Genomic DNA, 20,681 nt, shown 5'->3' on the forward strand with positions numbered 1-20,681 from the left:
TGTAACCGGACGCCGGAAGAACCCGGCGTCCGCAAGGAATACGCTACCCGTTTCCGGACGGCCTCCGAACCGCGGGAGGGCCGATACCGCCACGTAACGATTGGGCACTCCCCTGCTGACAAGTAATCCGGCCTATGTTAGCTTGAAGCCATATTCGGGATTCACAATTTGGATACCGACGAATATGTAGGAGGAGACATGGGCTTTCTTGGCTGGATCATTCTCGGACTCATAGTAGGTGCAATCGTCAAGGCAGTCATGCCCGGCAGGGTCGGCGGCGGCTGGGTTACCAGCCTCGTGCTCGGCGTCGTCGGAGCCATTGTCGGTGGCTGGATCGGCGACCTTCTGTTTGGCGGCGGCAAGATGGAATTCTGGAATCTCGGTTCCTGGCTCCTGGCCATCGTCGGCGGCTTGGTGGTTGCCCTCGCCTACGGCGCCATCACAGGACGCAACAAGACCACATCATAATTCTGTACGGCTGACCTCACGCTTCGAGTGAGGCCCTAGTAACAGTAAGACAGAACAGTACGACGGCGGAGCCCACCTTTGGCGGGCCCCGCCTTTTTGTGCGCCTGCATGCGCCGGGATGCCTTTTCGGGCAGCCGGGTTTTTAGGGCACCTGCTGTGACCGGGCGCTGGCGTAGAGGCAAACGGTGGCCGCGGTGCCGAGGTTGAGGCTCTCCGCTTGCCCGTAGACCGGCACGGCCACCCGGTGGTCGGCCAGCGCAATTTCGTCCTCGGACAGGCCCTGGGCCTCGTTGCCAAAAAGCCAGGCGGTGGGCTGTTCCAGCGCGTAGACCGATCCCGCGGCGGACGCGCCCAGCCGGCGGGCCGCATTCTCGTCCTGGAGACGGTCCAGGTTCAGCTGGCCGTAGCCATCGGCGGCGAGGACGCCGATCCCCCGTTCCTTGCAGCGGGCCACGATGTCAGCCGCATCGGCGCCAAGGACGATCGGCAGGTGGAAGAGGGATCCCGCCGTCGAACGCACCGCTTTGGGGTTGTAGATGTCCACGCTGGATCCGGTCAGGACCACCGCGTCCGCTCCGGCAGCGTCGGCGGCGCGCAGGACGGTTCCGGCGTTGCCGGGATCGCGGACCTGGCAAAGGACGGCGATCAGCCGTGGCCCGGCGTCCAGCACCTCATCGAGGCCAACGTCCAGGAAACCGCAGACCGCGAGAACGCCCTGCGGGGTGACCGTGTCCGCCATCGCGGCGAGCACTTCGTCGGTGGCGAGGTAGGCGGTGGTGCCCTCCGCGAGTGTCTCCAGATCCGGGTGCCGGTCCAGGCAGGACTCGCTCGCGTAGACCTCATAGACAATGCCGGGTTGCCCCGCGGCGAGCCTCTTTTGGTGTAGGACGAGGGCCTCCCGGACCGCCTGCGGCCCCTCCGCCAGGAACTCGCGACGCTTTAAACGGGCCGGGCGCCCGGCAAGTTGTGCCACCTTCCTCACCCGATCAGCTCGGGGGTTGGAAAGTGGAAGATCTTGCGGGCGCCCGGTTTCGTTCATATAAGAACCTTAGTTGCTCTCGCAGCCGGTTCTTGAACGCTGCAGTTTTTCAACTGCTGCGGGAACTACTTTGCAGCCTCGTCGGCGGCCTTCTTGGCAGCAGGCTTCTTCGCGGGAGCCTTCTTGGCGGCCTTCGGAGCCGGAGCGGCCTCAGACTGGACAGCCGGAGCTGACGTGTCGGCGGGCAGCGCGTCCTTGGCGACCTTGACCAGCGCGGCGAAGGCGTTGGCGTCGGAAACGGCGAGCTCGGCCAGCATGCGGCGGTCAACCTCAACCTCAGCGGCCTTCAGGCCCTGGATCAGGCGGTTGTAGGTCAGGCCGTTGGCGCGGGATGCAGCGTTGATGCGCTGGATCCAAAGACGGCGGAAGTCGCCCTTCTTCTTCTTGCGGTCGCCGTAGCTGTACACAAACGAGTGCAGCAGCTGCTCTTTGGCCTTGCGGTACAGGCGTGAGCGCTGTCCGCGGTAGCCCTTTGCGCGTTCGAGGATAACCCGGCGCTTCTTGTGGGCATTTACAGCCCTCTTCACACGTGCCACGTGCGTACTCCTTCAGAATTCTGATCCCAAGCGTCTACTGCCGGAAAAGTCCGGCTGGCCTGAGAAGCCTTTTTGGTAGTTGATTGCCGCCAGGTGGCCGGCAATCAGAGAACTTGGAACTTAGATGCCGAGCATCTTCCGGATGACCTTGGCGTCGCCCTTGAAGACGATCTTGTCGCCGGCAAGGCGACGGGTCAGCCGTGAGGACTTGTGCTCGAGGTAGTGACGGCGGTTGGCCTGCTGACGGCGCAGCTTGCCGCTACCGGTCAGCTTGAAGCGCTTCTTAGCACCGCTGTGGGTCTTCATCTTCGGCATGGGAACCGATCTCCTTACGTATCCGCAGAAAAGTCTGCAGCTCTTTCGTGCAGCCGCCCCTGCGGGCGGCGTGCTGGTTGCTTGCTGCCGGACATTGCTGTCCGGCAGCCGTGAACTAGTTGGTCTTCTTGCTGCCGGGCTTGGCGGCAGCCCGGGGGGCGGCCGGCCGTGCGGCGGGCTTCGGAGCTGCAGGCCTCGGAACCGGCTTCGGAGCAGCGACCGGCTTCGGTGCTGCTGCCGGAGCGGCCGGAGCGGATTCCGCAGCCTTCTCCTCCGGAGCCTTAGCCACGGGGGCCTTAGCCACGGGAGCCGGGGCCGGAGCGGCCTTCGGAGCCTCGGGAGCCTTGGCTGCTGCCGGCTTCTCGGCCGCCTTCGGAGCCTCGGGAGCCTTGGCTGCTGCCGGCTTCTCGGCTGCCTTGGGAGCAGCTTCCTTCGGGGCTTCCTGGGCCGGAGCCTCCTCGGCCTTGGCTTCCTCGACCGGGGCGTGCGTGGCTGCCGCCGTTTCAGCCGTGGTCTCTTCGACCTTGGCTTCTTCGACCGCGGGAGCCTCCGTTGCAGGAGCCTCCGTCGCTACCACGTAGCCTTCCGGCAGGAGGTCGGACAGCGTCTGCGTGAGCGGGGCGTTGCCGCCGGAGACGTCGACGCGGCCTGATGCCTTGGCTTCGTTCTCAGCCTTGGCTTCCGCACGCTGCGTTGCGCGGCGGGCCTCTGCCTTGGCTTCAGCCTTGTTCTTCAGCGGGCCCACCACCATGACCATGTTGCGGCCATCGATCCGGGGGCTGGACTCCACAACGCCAACTTCGGCGACGTCGTCCGCGAAACGCTGGAGTAGGCGGATGCCCATCTCGGGACGCTGCTGCTCACGGCCGCGGAACTGAATCATGGCCTTGACCTTGTCACCAGCGCCGAGGAAGCGGAGCGCGTGGCCGCGCTTCGTCTCGTAGTCGTGGGTGTCAATCTTCAGGCGGAAGCGGATTTCCTTCAGGACCGTGTTGGTCTGATTCTTCCGGGCCTCGCGCGCCTTGACAGCGGCCTCGTACTTGTACTTGCCGAAGTCCATCAGCTTGCACACCGGAGGCTTGGCCTGCGGTGCAACTTCAACGAGATCAAGATCGGACTCGGCAGCCAAACGCAGGGCATCCTCAATACGGACAATTCCTACCTGTTCGCCTGCAGGGCCGACCAGCCGCACCTCGGGGACGCGGATACGCTCATTGATTCTTGGCTCGCTAATGTTAAAGCTCCTGTGTTCGTGAGGGGTATTCCACCGGCAAAAAGAGAAGGCCCCCAATTGCCGGAGCAATCGAAGGCCTCGAGATCGGAACTGCCGGCCTCAATGAGGCGGCATGCACTTTCGCCGGACCGGAGTCCGAGGTTGTGCCCGACCAGGTACCCGGCAACCTTGACTCCCGTGAGGGAGGGGCTTCCCGAAGGAAGTTTCGCGGCTGACGCGGGTGGGAGAGAACTCCGCTTGCAAACTAAAAGTCAATTCTACAGAAAGATACCCGCTCAACGCACGTGTGCGTCGCCGGGCACCGCCTACACCGGGAAGCACCAGTCAAGAACTAGCACCACAGGTAGGAAGCACTGCAGAATAACGACATTCAGTCGGTCTGTGACAAGCTTACCAGCATGAGCACTTCAGACAGTAATTCCCATGTCTTCGAGCCCGCAGCCGCACAGGCCGACGTCTCGCAGCAGATTCGCGACATCTCGGAAGTCCCCGCGATCGAGGTCATCACCACGGCCGCCGTGCACCTGATGAGTGCCGCCGCAGTGAAGCTGGGCCTCGCCGCCGAGGAAAATGCCCAGGAACTCAAGGACCTGGACGAGGCCCGCAAACTCATCACCGCCCTTGCCGGCCTGGTGACGTCCGCGGCACCGGAAATCGGCTCGCAGCACGCCGGGCCGTTGCGCGACGGACTGCGTTCGCTGCAGCTGGCCTTCCGCGAGGAATCGATCATCCCCGACGCTCCGGGCAAGGGCCCGGGCGAGAAGTACACCGGCCCCGTCAACTAGTCCCAGTCAACTAGTCACGGCCAACTAGCCACGGCCACCTCAGCACTTTCGTCAGCTATGACACGCCGGCGGGCGGACCATCCGGGTCCGCCCGCCGGCGTCGTTAACTCTGTTTCGATCCATCGGGACTCAGTGCGGCCCCCGGGGCCGGGCACGGCGCGGTCCCCCTGTCAGGGACGGCCCGGCGTCAAGCGTGGGCCAGGCGGCGGCGGCGCATCTGCTGCAGGACGAGTCCTACGAGGCAGAGGGCCACGCCAGCGAGCCCCACGGCGACGAAGCCGGCCGACGGGCCGATGACGTCGATGAACAGCCCGGCGAGCGGCGCGCCCAACGCCACGCCGCCGGTGAGCGAGGACCCGTACCAGCCCATAGCCTCGCCGCGGCGGCTCTCGTCAACGAGTTCGGCCACCTTTTCCGAGGCCGCGGACAGCACCGGTGCGCACAGCAGCCCCGGCAACAGCGAGAGCAGGCTGAGGGTCCAGGTATCGGTCGCGAACGCCATCGGGACCGTCAGCGCTGACATTCCCAACAGCAGGAGGATCGGCGAGACGGGCCGGTGCATGGCGCCGTAGATTATGCCGCCCACTACCGAGGCCGCGCACCAGAAGACGAAGACGATCCCGATTTCGCCCTCGTGCCCGCCGGTCTGGAGGGCTGCGACGATGCCGACGTCGGTGCCGCTGAGGACCATGCCGGCACCGGCCGCGACGGCGAAGACGGCTCCCACGGCGGCGGTGAACCAACTGAAATTGTGTATGACCCGGTGGCGAAGGCCAGAGCGCCGCTGCCGCCGTTCCTCGGCCGCGGCCGCCAGGGGCGCCAGTTCGGCCGCGGCCTCCTGGAGGTGGGCCGGCGCGGCGGCGACGACGGCGGCCTCCGCGCACTCGAGCTCCTCCGCCTCGAGCCCGGCGTCGGGGGCCGCGCTCCGGGTGGGCGGATTAAACCACATGAGGAAAAGTCCGGAGACGGACGTGGCCACGCCGACTATTGTCAGGCCCAGGACCGACTGCCCGCTGGTGGCGACGACGGCGCCGACTGCGGGGCCGATCATGAAGACCAGCTCGGTGGCGATGGCATCGAGGGCGAAGGCGGTGCGGCGCTGGTCCCCGGCGGCCAGTACGCCCAGGGACTGCCGCACCACGCTGAAGATGGGCAGCGTGAGCAGGCCGCCGACGAAGACCAACGGCAGCAGGACCTCGTAGGAGACGTGCGGCACGATGGACCAGATCACGGTCTCGGAGATGACGGACGGGATGAGCGCCTTGCGCAGTCCCACGGTGTCGACCCGGCGTCCGCGCCAGGGCGCCCCGACGGCGATTCCGATCGTCATGACGGCGGCCGCCGCGCCGGCGGCCGCGTAGCCCTGGCCGAGGGTCAGGACGATGTGCAGGGTCAGCAGGACGCCGGCCGCCGAGTGCGGTATGCGGGCAATCATCCCGACCAGCAGGAGCCGCCTGATGGGCCGGACGGCGAGCAGCTCCCGGTAAAGCGCGAAATTCACGACACTACATCCTTCTGGTACTGCCCACGGCAGCACCGGGAGGTCCCCCCGTTGGGCCGTCAGCTATGGTGCTGCGCGCTGCAGCTTGACCTCGATTGAGTCAACCCGCTCGGCAAAGAATTCATTCCGGGCCCAGTCGTTGTTGAGGCCGGCGACGATGGACTGCACGCCGGCGGCGTCGAGTCCGTCCTCAAGGTACAGGACCACGCGGAGTTCCGGGCCGGATCCCCCGCCGGGGAGCCGCCTGCCATCGGCTGTAGCCGAGGCAATTCCACCCCCCGGATGAATTTCAACACGGCGGACCGCCGGAAAGCCAACCGCGCTGTCCCCGAGGGCGCGCGCGAGTTCCGGATCGGCATACGACGGCGTCCAGGTTTGCTGCTGGGCCAGTGCCCAGACCGCCGGTCTGCGGACCACGAATGTCAGGTCCGCGCCGGGATCCAGCACGAGCAGCTCGGCACCTTCCGCAACGGCCGACAGGGCCGCCCGGGCCGCGTAGACCGCCACCGGCCTGGCCTCCGGATGCCAGGCCTCCAGTGACGCCGCCGAGGTGAAGACCGGCATGGCCGTCCGTCCGTCCGGCGCTTTGAGCGTGACGAGGGCCATATCGGCCTGCTTGTCGGCATGGAGGCCGCCGGCGCCTTCCCCCTCCTCGGCGAGCTGGGCCAGGATGGGCACGAAGACCCGGGCGGTGGCAAGCGCGGCCACCACGGCTGCCTCGTCGCCGGTGCCCGCGGCGAGGTTGGCCACGGCCGCTAGGTAGCCGGCGTCGGCAGCGCCGTCGTCGTCCTCGAAATTATGGATCTTCGCGGCTTCCCCGGACAGGCTGCGGCCCGCCCAGGGTTGGCCAGCGGAGTCCGTGGCGCCGCCGGCGCCGGCGAGGGCAGCCGCGATATGTCCGGGCAGATGCCGGACCGGAGCCGCGCCGGCGTCCGGCTGCCCTGAGTTGTGGGGGTCGTGGGTGTCGCCGGGCTCGCGGGTGTGCGTCATGACCGGTGACCGCTTAGCGGCGGCCGGCGACGTCGAGGGCCTGGGGCAGTGTGAAGTTGCCGTTGTAGAGGGCCTTGCCGATGATGGCGCCCTCGACGCCGAGCGGCACCAGGGACCGCAGGACCTGCAGGTCCTCAAGGCTGGAAATGCCGCCGGAGGCGACCACCGGCTTGCCCGTCTTCTCGACCATCTGGCGCAGGAGTTCGACGTTGGGGCCCTGGAGGGTGCCGTCCTTGGTCACGTCGGTGACGACGTACCGGGCGCAGCCGGCGTCTTCGAGGCGGCCGAGCACCTCCCAGAGGTCCCCGCCTTCCTTGGTCCAGCCGCGGCCGGCGAGCGTGGTACCGCGGACATCGAGGCCGACGGCGATCTTATCGCCAAAGCGCTCGATTACCCGGGAGGTCCATTCCGGGTTCTCCAGTGCCGCGGTGCCCAGGTTCACGCGGGCCACGCCGAGGTCGAGCGCCTTTTCGAGGGATTCGTCGTCGCGCAGGCCGCCGGAGAGTTCCACCTTGATGTCCAGCCGCCCCACGACCTCGCGCAGCAGTTCAGCGTTGGAGCCGCGCCCGAATGCGGCGTCCAGGTCCACCAGATGCACCCACTCGGCCCCCTGCTGCTGCCAGTTGAGGGCGGCCTCCAGCGGGGTGCCGTAGCTCGTCTCGCTGCCGGCTTCGCCCTGCACGAGCCGGACGGCCTGGCCGTTGACGACGTCGACGGCAGGCAGAAGCTCGAGTACGGACAGCGGGGTTTCGGTGGTCATCGTGGTGTCCTCAGCTCGGGATGGTGGGTCAGGAACGCGGCGCGGTCGTCAGGACGCCGGCAGGGTCAGAAGATAGGCGGCCAGCAGCGACATGCCGGCCAGGATGTAGAACACGACCTCCACCCAGCGCGGACTTTTCTGCTGGCGGAAGGAGATTGCGCCGCCGACCAGCAGGCCGGCGATGCCCATGAGGACCAGGGACCACATCTAGGCGGTCTGTTCCGGTGCCGCGGGGCGCAGGCTGTCGACCCAGTTGCGCAGGAGCCGGGCGCCGGCGTCGCCGGACTTCTCCGGGTGGAACTGCGTGGCGCACAGCGGGCCGTTCTCCACGGCCGCAATGAACGGGGCACCGTGTTCGGACCAGGTCACCAGGGGCGCCGCCATCCGGGGCTGGATGACGTCGAAGTCCCAGTGCTGGACCCCGTAGGAGTGCACGAAGTAGAAGCGCTCACCCTCGACGCCGGCGAACAACTTGGATCCCTCCGGGACGGAGACGGTGTTCCAGCCCATATGGGGCACGACGTCGGCGGGCAGCAACTCGACCTTGCCGGGCCACTCCCCCATGCCTTCGGCTTCCGTGCCGTGCTCGACGCCTGCCTCGAACAGCACCTGGAGTCCCACGCAGATGGCAAGCACGGGGCGGCCGCCGGCGACGCGGCGGCCGATCATGCGGATGGCATCCACGGACTTGAGCTCGCGCATGACGGTTTCGAAGGCGCCGACGCCGGGGACCACGAGGCCGTCGGCGTTGAGGACGTCCTCGGGCTTGGAACTGAGGATGACCTCGGCGCCGGCCCGCTCCAGAGCACGGACTGCAGAGCGGACGTTGCCGGAACCGTAGTCCAGCACAGTGACGGTCGGCTTTCCCTCCGGAGACACCGGCTTGGTTCCGGCGGCGGGGTCGATGATGGCCCCGTCGCGCAGGACCGGGCCGGTCACAGGGCGCCCTTGGTGGACGGGATGCCCTCGACCCGGGGGTCCGGTTCGACGGCTGCGCGCAGGGCCCGGGCGAACGCCTTGAACTGGGCCTCGACGATGTGGTGGGGGTCGCGTCCGGCCGTGACGTTCATGTGAAGGCAGATCCCGGCGTGGAGCGTGATCGCCTCGAACACGTGGCGGGTCAGCGAGCCGGTGAAGTGGCCGCCGATCAGGTGGTATTCCTGGCCTGCCGGCTCGCCGGCGTGCACAAGGTAGGGCCGGCCCGAGACGTCGACGACGGCCTGCGCGAGGGCCTCATCCAGGGGCACGGTCGCCTCGCCGAAGCGGCGGATTCCGGCCTTGTTGCCCAACGCGGTCCGCAGAACCTCGCCAAAGGTGATGGCCACGTCCTCGACGGTGTGGTGGACATCGATGTGGGTGTCGCCGGTGGCCTTGACGGTCATGTCAATCAGCGAGTGCTTGCTCAGGGCCGTCAGCATGTGGTCGTAGAACGGGACCGACGTGCTGATATCCGAGACCCCGGTGCCGTCCAGGTTGATCTCGACCAGGACCGAGGACTCACTGGTGGTCCGTTCCATGCGTGCGGTCCGGCCCTCGGCGGCGGTGGCTCCGGTGTTGCTCATGTAGATGTGTCCTTTGGAAGAAGGCAGGGTGCTGGGCAGTCTGGCGGGGCGCACTGGCTCCCCGTCAAGTCTAGGCCTGCGGCGTTGCGTGGCTGGTCAGGATGCGTTCAAGGGCTTCGAGGAAGGCTGTGGTTTCCGTCTCAGTGCCCGCGGTCACGCGAAGGTGCCCCGGGATGCCGACGTCGCGGATGAGGACGCCGGCGTCCAGTAGGCCCTGCCAGACGTCGTGCGGGCTCTCCAGGCCGCCGAAGAACACGTAGTTCGAATCGGAAGCCGCCGGCTTGAGGCCCAGGCGGGTCAGCTCGGACACGATCCGGTCGCGCTGGCGCTTGATGTCCTCGACGTCGGCCATGAGGGCCACGCGGTGGTGCAGTGCGGCCAGGGCCGTCGCCTGCGTGATAGCTGACAGGTGGTACGGCAGACGGACCAGCCGCAGGGCGTCGGTGACCTCCGGAGCCGCTGCCATGTACCCGAGCCGCGCCCCGGCGAGGGCGAAGGCCTTGCTCATGGTGCGCGAGACGATGAGCCGCTCCCGGCCGGGCAGCAGGGTCAGCGCGCTGGGTGTGCCGTCGTGGGCAAACTCGTGGTACGCCTCGTCGACGATCACGATGGTCTGGCTGGCCTGGCCGGCGTCATAGACGGCCTCGACGACATCAAGACCCAGTCCGGTACCGGTGGGGTTGTTCGGGGAGCATAGGAAGACAATGTTGGGCTGCAGTTCCCGGACCTGGCGGGCAGCCGATTCCGCGCTGAGCCCGTAGTCCGCCGCGCGGGCGCCGACGATGTACTCCGTGTCCGTGCCGGCGGCCAGCAGCGGGTACATCGAGTATGTGGGAGGGAAACCGAGGGCCGTCCGGCCGGGGCCGCCAAAGGCCTGGAGGATTTGCTGAAGGACTTCGTTGGAGCCGTTCGCGGCCCAGATGTTCTCCGCGCCCAGACCGTGGCCAAGGTACTCGGCCAGGGCTTCCCGCAATTCGGTGAACTCCCGGTCCGGATACCGGTTCAGCCCGGCTGCGGCGGCGCTGACAGCCTCGGTGATGGCGGCGCGGACGTCGGCCGGGACACCATGGGTGTTCTCGTTGACGTTGAGCAGAATGGGGACGTCCAGCTGGGGTGCGCCATACGGTCGCAGGCCGCGCAGATTGGTTCGGAGGGGCAGTCGGTTGAGGCGCTCAAGCTGGTCAGTCACGTGACCAGTTTAAGTGGAAGCGGGACGGGCGCTGAAACTGTGACGCCCGGGACGGGCGCCGGCGGTACCTACTTGGACGGAACGAACAGCTGCTGGCCCGGCATCACACGCGCAGCGTCAAGGTTGTTCAGCTGCACGATATCGGCCACGACGTCACGGGGATCGCGTTCCGGCGCGACGGTCCCCGCAATGGCCCAGAGGGACTCCCCCGGCTGGACTGTCACGGAAACAGTGGGCGTCACATTGAGCTGGTCCGCGGAATCCGCCGCCTTGGCCGGAGCGTTGAGGAATCCGCTGAACGACAAGATGAGCGCTGCCAGCAGGATCAGCGGGATCCCGAAGAAGACGAACCGTCCGCGCCGGGTGAGCCGCAGCGGCGCCTGCTTCGGCCGCCGGGTGACCCCACGGTCCGTGATGCTGTGATCAAAAGTGCTGTGAAACGCGCTTGATGCTGACATGAACTGAGCCCTCCTGGACCATACGGTGCCGCCGGCGTTCTCCACATACTCGCCGCCAACCGGCCGAACCTTCGAACATAGAACCGAACAATGCACTCGACTCGCAAATCCTTAAATCGAACACATATTCGAACTTTGCTAGTTCTGTTTTAGCACTTAGTAACGAACGATGTCGAGACTCGCTAGAACAAATGTTTGAAAAAGCTCTGCCGCTGGCCTACTTTTGAGGGAAAGAACAACAGCTTGTGAACTCGTTCATCGGTAGTTGATCAGGAGGGTCTGACATTTCAGGCCGGAAGTTCCCGGTGACAGCAGCCACGGCGGCCGGGTGGAACGGAAAGGCGTTGGCGAACATGGCAGCACAAGCCACCGGCGGCCGGGCCAGCTCACGGAGCGCCCAGCCTGCCCGGGCCCCCAAGAGCCTGACCGTCCGGCAGAAGAAAATCCTGGAAACGATCCAGCGCTCCGTCAGTGACAACGGCTACCCGCCGTCCATGCGCGAAATCGGCGACACCGTCGGACTCGCCAGCCTGTCGAGCGTGACCCATCAACTGTCCCAACTGGAAAAGCTCGGGTACCTGCGTCGCGACCCAAAGCGTCCAAGGGCCATGGAAGTGCTCATGCCGCTGACCCTGGACGAGGGTACGAGGGCCATTTCGGGCGTCGAGAAGTCCAGCGGCCTCCGCGCCGTCGGTGGCCTCTCCGTGACGGAACTCGCCAGCGCCACCGACACGGCAATGGTGCCGTTCGTCGGACGCATCGCGGCCGGCGGACCGATCCTCGCCGACCAGGTGGTGGAGGACGTCATGCCCCTGCCGCGCCAGCTGGTGGGCCACGGCGAACTCTTTATGCTCAAGGTGGCCGGCGACTCGATGATCGATGCCGCCATCTGCGACGGCGACTGGGTGGTTGTCCGCCGCCAGGGTGACGCCGTGAACGGCGACATCGTGGCCGCGCTGCTCGATGATGAAGCAACGGTCAAGACGTTCCGCCAGCGCGACGGCCACACCTGGCTGCTGCCGCAAAACACCCAGTACGAGCCCATCCTCGGCGACCACGCCGTGATCATGGGCAAGGTCGTCTCGGTGCTCCGCTCCCTGTAGCCACCCCGTGGCAAGCCTCCCGGGGTGGCCACCCCCGGGACGGCTTCCAGGGGCCGGAGCCGTGGCTCCGGCCCCTGCTCTTTAGTCCTTTCCGGAGTCCTTCGCCAGGCGCTTCAAGGCGGCCACGGCGATCGAAGGATCCGTGGTGGGCCAGAACGGCGGAAGCGCGGCGCGGAGGAACCCGCCGTAGCGCTCCGTGGACAGCCGCGAATCCAGCACCGCCACCACACCCTTGTCCGAGGTCGAGCGGATCAGCCGGCCGGCGCCCTGCGCCAGGCGGATTGCGGCGTGCGTGGCCGAGACGGACATGAAGCCGTTGCCGCCGGCCTGCGCCACCGCACGGGAACGTGCGGTCATGAGCGGGTCGTCCGGCCGCGGGAACGGAATCCTGTCAATGACCACCAGGCGGCAGGACACCCCGGGAACGTCGACACCCTGCCACAGGGACATCGTGCCGAACAAACATGTGTCCGGCTCGTCGGCAAACTGCCGCACGAGCGCCGTCATGCTCGACTCCCCCTGACACAGGATGCTGAGGCCCAGCCGTGGCCGCATCGCCTCGGCGGCCTCCTCCGCCGCCCGCCGGGAGGAAAACAAGCACAGGGCGCCCCCGCCGGAGGCACGGATCAGTTTCTCGAGTTCGTCCAGGGCCTCCGGGGACGTGCCGCGGCCGGGCTTGGGCAGGTGCTGGGCGACATAGAGGATGCCCTGCTTCGGATAGTCGAACGGGGACCCGACGTCGACGCCGGTCCAGCTCGGGGCGCCGCTGCCGACCAGGCCGAGGCCTCCGGCGGCCGGCTCGAACGCCGCTCCGATGGCGAGCGTGGCGGATGTCAGGATGACGGTGTGGTCCGCGAACAGTCCTTCACGCAACCGCCCCGCGACGCTCAACGGAGCCACATTGATCAAGGCCGGCGCGGTCTCGTCCGGCTGGAAGTAGCCCTGCGTCGGGTCGAAGCTGCTATTGCGGGAGAACCACACGACTTCGCGGTTTTCCCGCGCGGCCAGGAGTCGTTCGCAGAGTTCCAGGATGACCATGAGGCGGGACCGGGCGAGCTGGCGACCGCCGTCGGCCGTCGTGGAGCTGTCCCCCTTGGAATCGGAGAGCGCGGCGCGGCAGGCGTCGCGCAACTGGTCGATGCAGTCCAGCTGCTCGGTGTTCAGGCCGTTGGGCATCAACCCGCTGGGGACGCCGTCGATGGCGAGTTCCAGGTGGGAGGCGGCATTGTTCAGGGCGTCCACGGTGATGCCGGTGTGCTTCCGGGCCCCGGAGGCAGCGGCGTGGACCATCGCGACGGAGAGCTGGCCGGAGACCGCGCCTGTGACGCGGTCCTGCAGTTCGTGGGCCTCGTCCACCACCACGACGTCGTACTCGGGCAGGACCGCCAGGCCTTCGAAGGCGCTGACGGCGAGCATGGCGTGGTTGGTGACCACGACGTCGGCATCGGCGGCGTTCTGCCGGGCCAGTTCACTGAAGCATTCGGCCGCGAGCGGGCACTTTTGCGCGCCGAGACACTCCATGGACGTGACGGAGACCTGCCGCCAGGCCCGGTCCGTGACACCGGGCATGAGTTCGTCCCGGTCTCCCGTGGCCGTCTCCTCCGCCCATTCGCGCAGGCGCACGACTTCCTTGCCGAGCTGGGAGGACGGCCCGCCCAGCGCGGCGGCAAAGTGCGGCACGGACGTGTCCTCGCCGAGGGAGAACAGTTGTCCCTCGGACGGTTCCTCGGACGGGAAGCCGCCCTCGATCTTGTGCCGGCACACATAGTTGGACCGGCCCTTCACCAGGGCAACCTTGACGGGCCGATCCAGGGCCGGGGTGATCGTCTTGAGCAGCCGGGGCAGGTCGCGGCCGACAATCTGGGTCTGCAGTGCCAGGGTCGCGGTGGAGACCAGGGTGGGCTTGTTGCTGGTCAGCGAGTGGGCGATCAGCGGAATCAGGTACGCCAGAGACTTGCCGGTGCCCGTGCCGGCCTGGACCAGCAGGTGGTCGCCGCTGTCGATCGCGCGCGCCACCTGCCGGGCCATTTCGTGCTGGCCGTCGCGGCTCTGGCCACCCATGCCGGACACGGCACGGTCGAGCAGTTCAATCACGAACTCCTCGCCGGTCCCGCCGGCCGTGTTGCCGCCCGCGGCGTCCTCACCCGTCCCGCCATCGGCCGGTTCCGCGTCAGCGGCCCCGGCGTCCGGGGATCCGGCCTTGGCTTTGGTCACCGCAGCCTCAGTCATTGCTGATGAAGGGATCCAGTTCAGCGGCGAGTCCTTCGCGCACCATCACCACGGCCCGGGTGCCGGTTTCCTCGTGCTCGAGGCTGAGGATCTCAGCGTCGGTCTCGTGGAGCTTGTTGAGCAGATCTCCGCGGTTGTACGGGATCAACAGTTCAAGCTTCACACCGGGGCGCGGAATGCCGTCGCTGATGGCCTTGAGCAGTTCCGGGATGCCTTCACCTGTGCGTGCCGAGACCACCACGTGGCGCGGTTCGCGCTGCTTGAGCCGTTCGACCACAAACGGGTCGGCGGCGTCGGCCTTGTTCAGGACGATGATTTCCGGAACCTTGCGGGCGTCGACTTCGCTGAAGACTGCCCGGACTGCGGCGATCTGGCCCTCGGGGTCCGGGTGCGAGACGTCGACGACGTGCAGGATGAGGTCCGAGTCGGCCACCTCTTCCAGGGTGGAGCGGAATGCTTCCACGAGCTGGGTCGGCAGCGAGCGGACGAATCCCACGGTGTCGGCCAGCGTGTAGCCGAGGCCGTCGGCGGTTTCTGCCTTGCGCACGGTGGGGTCCAGCGTGGCGAACAGGGCGTTCTCCACCAGCACCCCGGCGTCGGTCAGGCGGTTCAGGAGCGAGGACTTCCCGGCGTTGGTGTAGCCGGCGATCGCTACTGACGGCACGGCATTACGACGGCGGTTGGCGCGCTTGGTTTCCCGGGCGGGCTTCATGGCGGCGATTTCGCGCCGCAGCTTGGCCATGCGGGTGCGGATCCGGCGGCGGTCCAGTTCAATCTTGGTTTCACCGGGACCACGGGAACCCATGCCGGCGCCGGCGCCGCCCACCTGGCCACCGGCCTGGCGGGACATCGACTCGCCCCAGCCGCGCAGGCGCGGGAGCAGGTATTCGAGCTGGGCCAGTTCCACCTGTGCCTTGCCTTCCCGGCTCTTGGCATGCTGCGCGAAGATGTCCAGGATGAGCGCGGTGCGGTCGATGACTTTGACCTTGACGATGTCCTCCAGGCCGCGCCGCTGGGACGGGGCGAGTTCGGCGTCGACAACTACGGTGTCGGCGCCCGTGGACATCACGATGGCTTTGAGTTCCTGCGCCTTGCCGGAGCCGAGGAAGGTTCCGGGGTCGGGCTTGGCCCGGCGCTGGACGAGCCCGTCCAGGACCTCAGAGCCGGCTGTCTCAGCGAGGGCCGCAAGTTCACGCAGGGAGTTCTCGGCGTCGGCGAGGGTACCTTCGCTCCAGAGTCCGGCCAGGACGACGCGTTCGAGGCGCAGCTGACGGTATTCGACCTCGGTGACGTCCTCGAGTTCGGTGGACAGGCCCGCCTTGCGGCGCAGGGCGTGGCGTTCCTCGAGGTCTTGCTGGTCGCCGTCGAAGTTGGTGTACACGTCGTCCAGGCGCGAGATGGCCTGTGCCGTGCCGAAGACCGCCTTCTGGCCGCCGGCACTCGTGCCGGCTGCGTCGTGGGCTCCGGTGCCGCGGCCCGCATTCGGGGCAGGGGCGTCCTTGGAGAGGATCCGGTCGATAACAGCCTGGATCTCCTCAGGGCTCATGTCCTGGGCGGCTGAATCGGGTCCGGTGTTGGGCTGGCTGGTCATGGTCTCCTTTAGGGGTTCGGCTATTTCAGAATAGTGCCGATTGGTGCTCTGTGGGGCGGTATTCGCGCTGGGCTGACGGCGAGGGGTCATGCAGGCCTCCTGGAATGCCCGCGGCAACGGTGCCGGGGGGGCTGGCTCCGGACGGAGCGCTGGCTAGGTAAAGAGAACAGCTAGGTGAAGAGAGCGGCTCGGTGGGAGAGGCGCCCGAGGCGCCTGGCTGCGGGGAACGCAGTGAGGTAATTGCCGTCCGCCGGGCCGGCCCGGAAGCGGGCCAGGCACGGTGTCAAGGAAAGAAGGGCCGCCGTCAAGGCGTTGCCGAGAAAAGCGGCTGGATTCCAAGTGTTTCGTGCACCTGCCGGCGAGATAACTCGACATGGCGATGGAGCACTGAGCGGAAGGCGTTTACCTGCGTCGCTGCGGGGACGGGATGAGACCCGTGCCGGCTACTTGGAGATCAAGATCATGCTTTTAAGCCTAGCAGACGCCGCAGCTCGCCCGGTTCACGCGGCCAGCTCCCCCGGGGTGCGCCGTTCGGGGAGGGCCGCCGGGACCGTTCACGCCCCGTTCCAAGGCTTGGCGGCCGCTCCTTCCCGGCACCGCGGCCGTTCCGTTGTGTACCCGGGCCCGGACGCCGTTCCGAGTCCCGTCCAGTTTCCCATTCGGGTGGACCGCCAACTAATCTGGCCCATTATGGAGTCTGCACACTATTTCAGCGCCCAGCCCGCCGGGCCCTTCACCCGCAAGCCGCTCACCGTGGACCTTGCCGGTGAGACGCGCCGGCTGCAGACGTCCTCGGGGATCTTCAGCCCGGACGGGATCGACAAGGGAACGGCCGTGCTGCTGGCCGATGTCCCGGCTCCGGCTCCGCAGGGAAACCTGCTTGATATCGGCTGCGGCTGGGGCCCGATTGCCCTGACCATGGCCCTGCGGGCACCGCACTCCCGCGTCTACGCGGTGGACGTGAACGAGCGCTGCGTGACCCTGACCAACGAAAACGCCGCACTGCTGGGACTCACCAACGTCACCGCCAGCACGCCGGAGGCGGTGGACCCCGAACTGCGTTTTGACACCATCTGGTCCAACCCGCCTATCCGGATCGGCAAGGACGAACTTCACGCGCTCCTGCGCCTGTGGATTCCGCGGCTGGCGCCGGGCGGATCGGCGTGGCTGGTGGTCCAGAAGAATCTCGGCTCGGATTCGCTGCAGCGTTGGCTCGCGGCGGAGCTCGATTCCAGCTTCACCGTGACCCGTGAGAGCACGTCGAAGTCGTTCCGGATCCTTCGGGTCAGGAAAGCGTCCCGGTAGCCACGATCACGGCCGGGCCGCTGAGCTCGACGTGTTCGTGTCCCTCCGGGCCGACGAAGAATTTCACACCGACCGCTCCGCCGGGAACGTGAACGTTCCACGCGTCCGGTGCGCCCTGCCCGGCCCAGTGGCGGATGGCGACGGCGGCGGCGCAGGCACCGGTGCCGCATGACTGGGTTTCCCCCACCCCCCGCTCGTGAACCCGCATGGTGATGGTGCCCGTGCCGTCGTGGACGAGTGGTTCGGAGGGCACCACGAATTCAACATTGGTGCCGTGCGGCGGCGTCGGATCCACCTTGGGCGCGGTGAACAGCTGCGTGGCCTCAAGTTCGGCCATTTCGGCCAGGGCCACCACTGTGTGCGGGTTGCCCATGCTGACCGACAGGGCAGGCCTGGCCACCTCCAGCCCCTCGGCGCTGACGAGCGAATCCATGGCCCGCGCGGTCGCCTCGCCCGGAAAAATGAACGCCCAGGGCCCCATATCGACGGCATAGCCGGCAGCGGTGCGGACGATCGTCTTCACGCCGCCCCGGGTGCCGATGACGAGGGATTCGCCGGCCGGCAGGTTCACGAGGCCTTCGGCGATGAGGAAGTGCACAAAGACGCGGACGCCGTTGCCGCACATCTCAGACAGTGAGCCGTCGCCATTTCGGTAGTCCATGAACCACTCGGCGTCGGGGTGGGCGGTCAGCAATTCCTGGCCCTCGGGCAGGAGCCGCGAGGGCACCGCACGGATCAGGCCGTCGCCGCCGATGCCGCGGTGCCGGTCGCAGAGCGCCGCGACCTGATCGGGGCTGAGCGACAGTGTGCCGTTGGGGTCGGCGATCAGGACAAAGTCGTTGCCTGTTCCGTGGCCTTTGGAAAACTTCAGACCGCTGAGGGATGCGGTCTCGCCGGCGGCAGGGGCGGCGGTTACGGCTTGGGATGCGTCCATGCTCCAAGGTTACCGTTCCGTATGGCGCGCTCCGGCACCGTGACGGGAACGCTACGCCGGCGGCGGAACGGGCGCCGTCCGGCACAGGGCCGCGGCCCTGGCCACCAGGGCGGGATCCTGCCAGTCCAGCCAGTTGACCCGGGGATCGGCACGGAACCAGGTCAGTTGCCGGCGCGCGAACTGCCGGGTGGCGATGATCGTTTCGTCCGCGGCCTGCTCGAGGTTGGAAGCGCCGTCGAGAACCCGGAGGAACTGGGCATAGCCGAGGGCCCGTGGCGCGGTCCTGCCGTTGCGGAGCCCCGCGGCGTCGAGCCGCCGGACTTCCTCCAGCAGCCCACTGTCCACCATGGCGTGGACCCGCAGGGCCAGGCGCTCCCGGAGCAGTTCCCTGTCGACTTCGAGCCCGATCTGAACGGCAGGCTGGAAGTACTCGCGGGCGGGCATGAAGGAGCTGAACGGGCGTCCAGTGAGTTCGAAGACTTCCAGGGCGCGGACGATGCGCCGGGCATCGCCGAGCCTACCGGCCGACACGGGGTCCACGGCTTCCAGCCGTTGCCGCAGCGGCGCGGGGCCCGCCGTTTCCAGTTCGACCTCCAGGCGCCGTCGGATATCCGGATCCGTGCCGGGAAACTCCAGGACATCGAGCGCGGCACGGACGTACAGTCCGGAGCCGCCGGCCAGGATGGCCCGCTTCCCGCGGGCGTGGATGTCTCCGATCAGGGCGCGGGCCTGCTGCTGGAAGTCCGAGACGCTCGCTTCCTCGGTCACGTCCAGGATGTCCAGGAGGTGGTGCGGGACTCCCCTGCGTTCGGCGTCGGTGATCTTGGCCGTGCCGATGTCCATGCCGCGGTAGAACTGCATGGAATCGGTGTTGATGACCTCGCCGTTGAGTTCCAGCGCCAGCGAAACGGCGAGGTCGGACTTGCCGGAACCGGTGGGCCCGACGACGGCGATCACCGGCGGCGCTGCCGCCGTCTGCGGCGCCGTCACCGGCTGGCCGTGCACCTGCGCGGCGGCGCTGCGTTGAGGTCCCGGCACGGCGCTAACGGCCGCGGACCGGAAGGCTGGGCATGCCCAACGACACGCCGGCCTTGCCCGACGCGCCGGTTTTGCCAGCCGGGCTCGTCGGGCCGGCACCGCAGGAATCGGCCTGGGAACGGTCCCAGGCGTCACCGGCACGCGACCGGCGCAGGCTGTAGTCCGCCGCCGAGGCGGGGTCGGCGACGAGGTGGAACGCGGCCGCTTCAGTGATGGTGACGGTCACGAGGTCGCCGGGCCGGGGCACGTCGGCGCCCTCGGGCACCGAGAAGTGCACCAGCCGCTGGTCCTGGGACCGGCCGGAGAGGCGGTGGGTTTCCTCCGCCTTGCGGCCGGGCTGGGCGGTCACCATGACCTCGACGCGGCGGCCGAGCTGGCGGGCGTTTTCCTCGGCAGCAATCCGGTCCTGCAGGGCCGTGAGGCGCTCGAAGCGCTCCTGGACCACGGCCTTCGGGAGCTGGTCCGGCAGGTCCGCGGCGGGGGTGCCGGGCCGCTTGGAGTATTGGAAGGTGAAGGCGGTGGCGAAGCGGGACTTCTCGACGACGTCGAGCGTGGCCTGGAAGTCTTCCTCGGTCTCGCCGGGGAAGCCGACGATGATGTCCGTGGAGATGGCCGCGTGCGGGATCTTCTCACGGACCTTGTCCAGGATGCCGAGGAACTTCGCAGAGCGGTAGGACCGCTTCATATCCTTGAGGACCTTATCCGAGCCGGACTGCAGGGGCATATGCAGCTGCGGCATGACGTTGGGCGTCTCGGCCATGGCGTCGATGACGTCGTCGGTGAAGGCTGCGGGGTGCGGACTCGTGAAGCGGACACGCTCCAGGCCCGGGATTTCCCCGCAGGCACGCAGGAGCTTCGAAAACGCCTGCCGGTCGCCGAACTCGACGCCATAGGAATTCACGTTCTGCCCCAGGAGAGTCACTTCGATGGCGCCGTCGTCCACGAGGGCCTGGATTTCGGCCAGGATCTCCCCCGGGCGGCGGTCCTTTTCCTTGCCGCGCAAGGCAGGCACGATGCAGAAGGTGCAGGTGTTGTTGCAGCCAACCGAGATGGACACCCAGCCCGAATAGACGGAGTCTCGCTTGGTCGGAAGGGTCGAGGGGAAGACGTCCAACGATTCGAGGATTTCCAGCTGGGCCTCGTTGTTGTGGCGGGCCCGGTCCAGCAGGGCAGGAAGGGCACCGACGTTGTGGGTGCCGAAGACCGCGTCGACCCACGGCGCCTTCTTGAGGATGGTCTCCCGGTCCTTCTGCGCGAGGCACCCGCCGACGGCGATCTGCATGCCGGGATTGGCTGCCTTGACCGGGGCCAGGATGCCCAGGTTCCCGTACAGCTTGTTGTCGGCGTTCTCCCGGACCGCGCAGGTGTTGAAGACCACGACGTCGGCAAGCTCGCCGGTGGACGGTACGTAGCCCGCGGCTTCAAGCATGCCGGCCATACGCTCGGAATCGTGCACGTTCATTTGGCACCCGAAAGTGCGTACCTGGTACGTGCGGGGCTGAGCCGAACCGGAGTTGAGCTCCGTGGCAGTTGCGTCTGCGCTGACTGCCGAAGACGCTGTGGGAGAAGTGGTGCCGGCCGCTGGGGAGGGAATGGTAAAACTCACCTGTTAAGGGTAACGGTTAGGGGTAACCGGTTGTGGCC

General features: G+C 67.5%; 21 protein-coding genes. 4 read left to right on the plus strand and 17 right to left on the minus strand.

Translation table 11 applies throughout. The features are described from left to right. The first annotated feature begins 198 nt into the window (after nucleotides 1–198). A complete protein-coding gene (locus C9424_RS15515) occupies nucleotides 199–468 on the plus strand; it encodes a GlsB/YeaQ/YmgE family stress response membrane protein (RefSeq protein WP_091249893.1) in 270 nt (89 codons plus the stop codon). A 142-nt stretch (nucleotides 469–610) separates the two neighbouring features. Here the strand turns inward: C9424_RS15515 and C9424_RS15520 are convergent, their stop codons facing one another. From C9424_RS15520 to infC, 4 genes are all read right to left on the minus strand, one after another. Next, nucleotides 611–1,507 carry a TrmH family RNA methyltransferase gene (locus C9424_RS15520; protein WP_116767804.1) on the minus strand — a complete coding sequence of 299 codons (897 nt, stop codon included), beginning with the start codon at nucleotides 1,505–1,507 and terminating at the stop codon, nucleotides 611–613. Between the two features lie 65 nt (nucleotides 1,508–1,572). After that, complete coding sequence (gene rplT / locus C9424_RS15525; RefSeq protein WP_116767806.1) at nucleotides 1,573–2,043, minus strand: 50S ribosomal protein L20; 471 nt, start codon at nucleotides 2,041–2,043, stop codon at nucleotides 1,573–1,575. A 120-nt stretch (nucleotides 2,044–2,163) separates the two neighbouring features. Continuing rightward, on the minus strand, nucleotides 2,164–2,358 hold the full coding sequence (rpmI, locus tag C9424_RS15530; RefSeq protein ID WP_009358635.1) for a 50S ribosomal protein L35: 195 nt from the start codon (nucleotides 2,356–2,358) through the stop codon (nucleotides 2,164–2,166). Nucleotides 2,359–2,473: 115 nt separating this feature from the next. Further along, nucleotides 2,474–3,550, minus strand: a complete 1,077-nt coding sequence (gene infC / locus C9424_RS15535) for a translation initiation factor IF-3 (RefSeq protein ID WP_237563488.1) — start codon at nucleotides 3,548–3,550, stop codon at nucleotides 2,474–2,476. A 440-nt stretch (nucleotides 3,551–3,990) separates the two neighbouring features. On the opposite strand from infC, the gene C9424_RS15540 reads away from it, so the two are divergent. After that, the gene (locus C9424_RS15540) at nucleotides 3,991–4,377 is read left to right on the plus strand and encodes a DUF1844 domain-containing protein (RefSeq protein ID WP_091249882.1); all 387 of its coding nucleotides are present in this window, start codon (nucleotides 3,991–3,993) and stop codon (nucleotides 4,375–4,377) included. A 187-nt stretch (nucleotides 4,378–4,564) separates the two neighbouring features. Here C9424_RS15540 and C9424_RS15545 read toward each other — a convergent pair whose 3' ends face one another. The 8 genes from C9424_RS15545 to C9424_RS15575 form a co-directional block, all read right to left on the minus strand. Continuing rightward, a complete protein-coding gene (locus C9424_RS15545; RefSeq protein ID WP_116767811.1) occupies nucleotides 4,565–5,878 on the minus strand; it encodes an MFS transporter in 1,314 nt (437 codons plus the stop codon). A 63-nt stretch (nucleotides 5,879–5,941) separates the two neighbouring features. Continuing rightward, entirely contained in the window at nucleotides 5,942–6,868 is a 927-nt protein-coding gene (locus C9424_RS15550; protein ID WP_116767812.1) for an SseB family protein, read from the minus strand. Nucleotides 6,869–6,881: 13 nt separating this feature from the next. Then, nucleotides 6,882–7,628 (minus strand): bifunctional 1-(5-phosphoribosyl)-5-((5-phosphoribosylamino)methylideneamino)imidazole-4-carboxamide isomerase/phosphoribosylanthranilate isomerase PriA, encoded by a 747-nt coding sequence (priA, locus tag C9424_RS15555; RefSeq protein ID WP_116767814.1) that lies wholly within the window; start codon nucleotides 7,626–7,628, stop codon nucleotides 6,882–6,884. A gap of 48 nt (nucleotides 7,629–7,676) precedes the next feature. Continuing rightward, a complete protein-coding gene (locus tag C9424_RS21700; RefSeq protein ID WP_202615897.1) occupies nucleotides 7,677–7,835 on the minus strand; it encodes a hypothetical protein in 159 nt (52 codons plus the stop codon). Next, nucleotides 7,836–8,567 carry an imidazole glycerol phosphate synthase subunit HisH gene (gene hisH, locus C9424_RS15560; RefSeq protein WP_116767815.1) on the minus strand — a complete coding sequence of 244 codons (732 nt, stop codon included), beginning with the start codon at nucleotides 8,565–8,567 and terminating at the stop codon, nucleotides 7,836–7,838. Further along, nucleotides 8,564–9,190 carry an imidazoleglycerol-phosphate dehydratase HisB gene (hisB, locus tag C9424_RS15565; RefSeq protein ID WP_091249867.1) on the minus strand — a complete coding sequence of 209 codons (627 nt, stop codon included), beginning with the start codon at nucleotides 9,188–9,190 and terminating at the stop codon, nucleotides 8,564–8,566. The genes hisH and hisB overlap by 4 nt, the downstream gene beginning before the upstream one ends. Nucleotides 9,191–9,260: 70 nt before the next feature. Next, entirely contained in the window at nucleotides 9,261–10,379 is a 1,119-nt protein-coding gene (locus C9424_RS15570) for a histidinol-phosphate transaminase (RefSeq protein ID WP_116767816.1), read from the minus strand. A gap of 68 nt (nucleotides 10,380–10,447) precedes the next feature. Then, nucleotides 10,448–10,837, minus strand: coding sequence for a LysM peptidoglycan-binding domain-containing protein (locus tag C9424_RS15575; protein WP_116767817.1), 390 nt, complete (start codon nucleotides 10,835–10,837; stop codon nucleotides 10,448–10,450). Between the two features lie 353 nt (nucleotides 10,838–11,190). Here C9424_RS15575 and lexA point away from each other — a divergent pair, with 353 nt between their 5' ends. After that, a complete protein-coding gene (lexA, locus tag C9424_RS15580; RefSeq protein ID WP_091250045.1) occupies nucleotides 11,191–11,940 on the plus strand; it encodes a transcriptional repressor LexA in 750 nt (249 codons plus the stop codon). Between the two features lie 81 nt (nucleotides 11,941–12,021). Here lexA and C9424_RS15585 read toward each other — a convergent pair whose 3' ends face one another. Further along, the gene (locus tag C9424_RS15585; RefSeq protein WP_272914154.1) at nucleotides 12,022–14,169 is read right to left on the minus strand and encodes an ATP-dependent DNA helicase; all 2,148 of its coding nucleotides are present in this window, start codon (nucleotides 14,167–14,169) and stop codon (nucleotides 12,022–12,024) included. Beyond that, the gene (gene hflX, locus C9424_RS15590) at nucleotides 14,162–15,760 is read right to left on the minus strand and encodes a GTPase HflX (protein ID WP_116767818.1); all 1,599 of its coding nucleotides are present in this window, start codon (nucleotides 15,758–15,760) and stop codon (nucleotides 14,162–14,164) included. Before hflX ends, C9424_RS15585 begins: the two co-directional genes overlap by 8 nt. A gap of 690 nt (nucleotides 15,761–16,450) precedes the next feature. On the opposite strand from hflX, the gene C9424_RS15595 reads away from it, so the two are divergent. Beyond that, nucleotides 16,451–17,065 (plus strand): class I SAM-dependent methyltransferase, encoded by a 615-nt coding sequence (locus C9424_RS15595; protein ID WP_116767819.1) that lies wholly within the window; start codon nucleotides 16,451–16,453, stop codon nucleotides 17,063–17,065. On the opposite strand, the gene dapF is transcribed toward C9424_RS15595, so the two are convergent. Genes dapF through miaB form a run of 3 tightly spaced genes read right to left on the minus strand, consistent with a single transcriptional unit; the run spans nucleotide 17,046 to nucleotide 20,643 of the window. After that, the gene (dapF, locus tag C9424_RS15600) at nucleotides 17,046–17,999 is read right to left on the minus strand and encodes a diaminopimelate epimerase (RefSeq protein WP_116767820.1); all 954 of its coding nucleotides are present in this window, start codon (nucleotides 17,997–17,999) and stop codon (nucleotides 17,046–17,048) included. The two genes, C9424_RS15595 and dapF, sit on opposite strands and share 20 nt — an antisense overlap. A gap of 51 nt (nucleotides 18,000–18,050) precedes the next feature. Beyond that, nucleotides 18,051–18,989 carry a tRNA (adenosine(37)-N6)-dimethylallyltransferase MiaA gene (gene miaA, locus C9424_RS15605; RefSeq protein ID WP_116767849.1) on the minus strand — a complete coding sequence of 313 codons (939 nt, stop codon included), beginning with the start codon at nucleotides 18,987–18,989 and terminating at the stop codon, nucleotides 18,051–18,053. Nucleotides 18,990–19,041: 52 nt separating this feature from the next. Beyond that, nucleotides 19,042–20,643, minus strand: a complete 1,602-nt coding sequence (gene miaB / locus C9424_RS15610; protein WP_202615898.1) for a tRNA (N6-isopentenyl adenosine(37)-C2)-methylthiotransferase MiaB — start codon at nucleotides 20,641–20,643, stop codon at nucleotides 19,042–19,044. Nucleotides 20,644–20,681: the final 38 nt, after the last annotated feature.

It is taken from the genome of Arthrobacter sp. H-02-3 (assembly GCF_003097355.1).
Lineage (GTDB): Bacteria > Actinomycetota > Actinomycetes > Actinomycetales > Micrococcaceae > Arthrobacter > Arthrobacter humicola.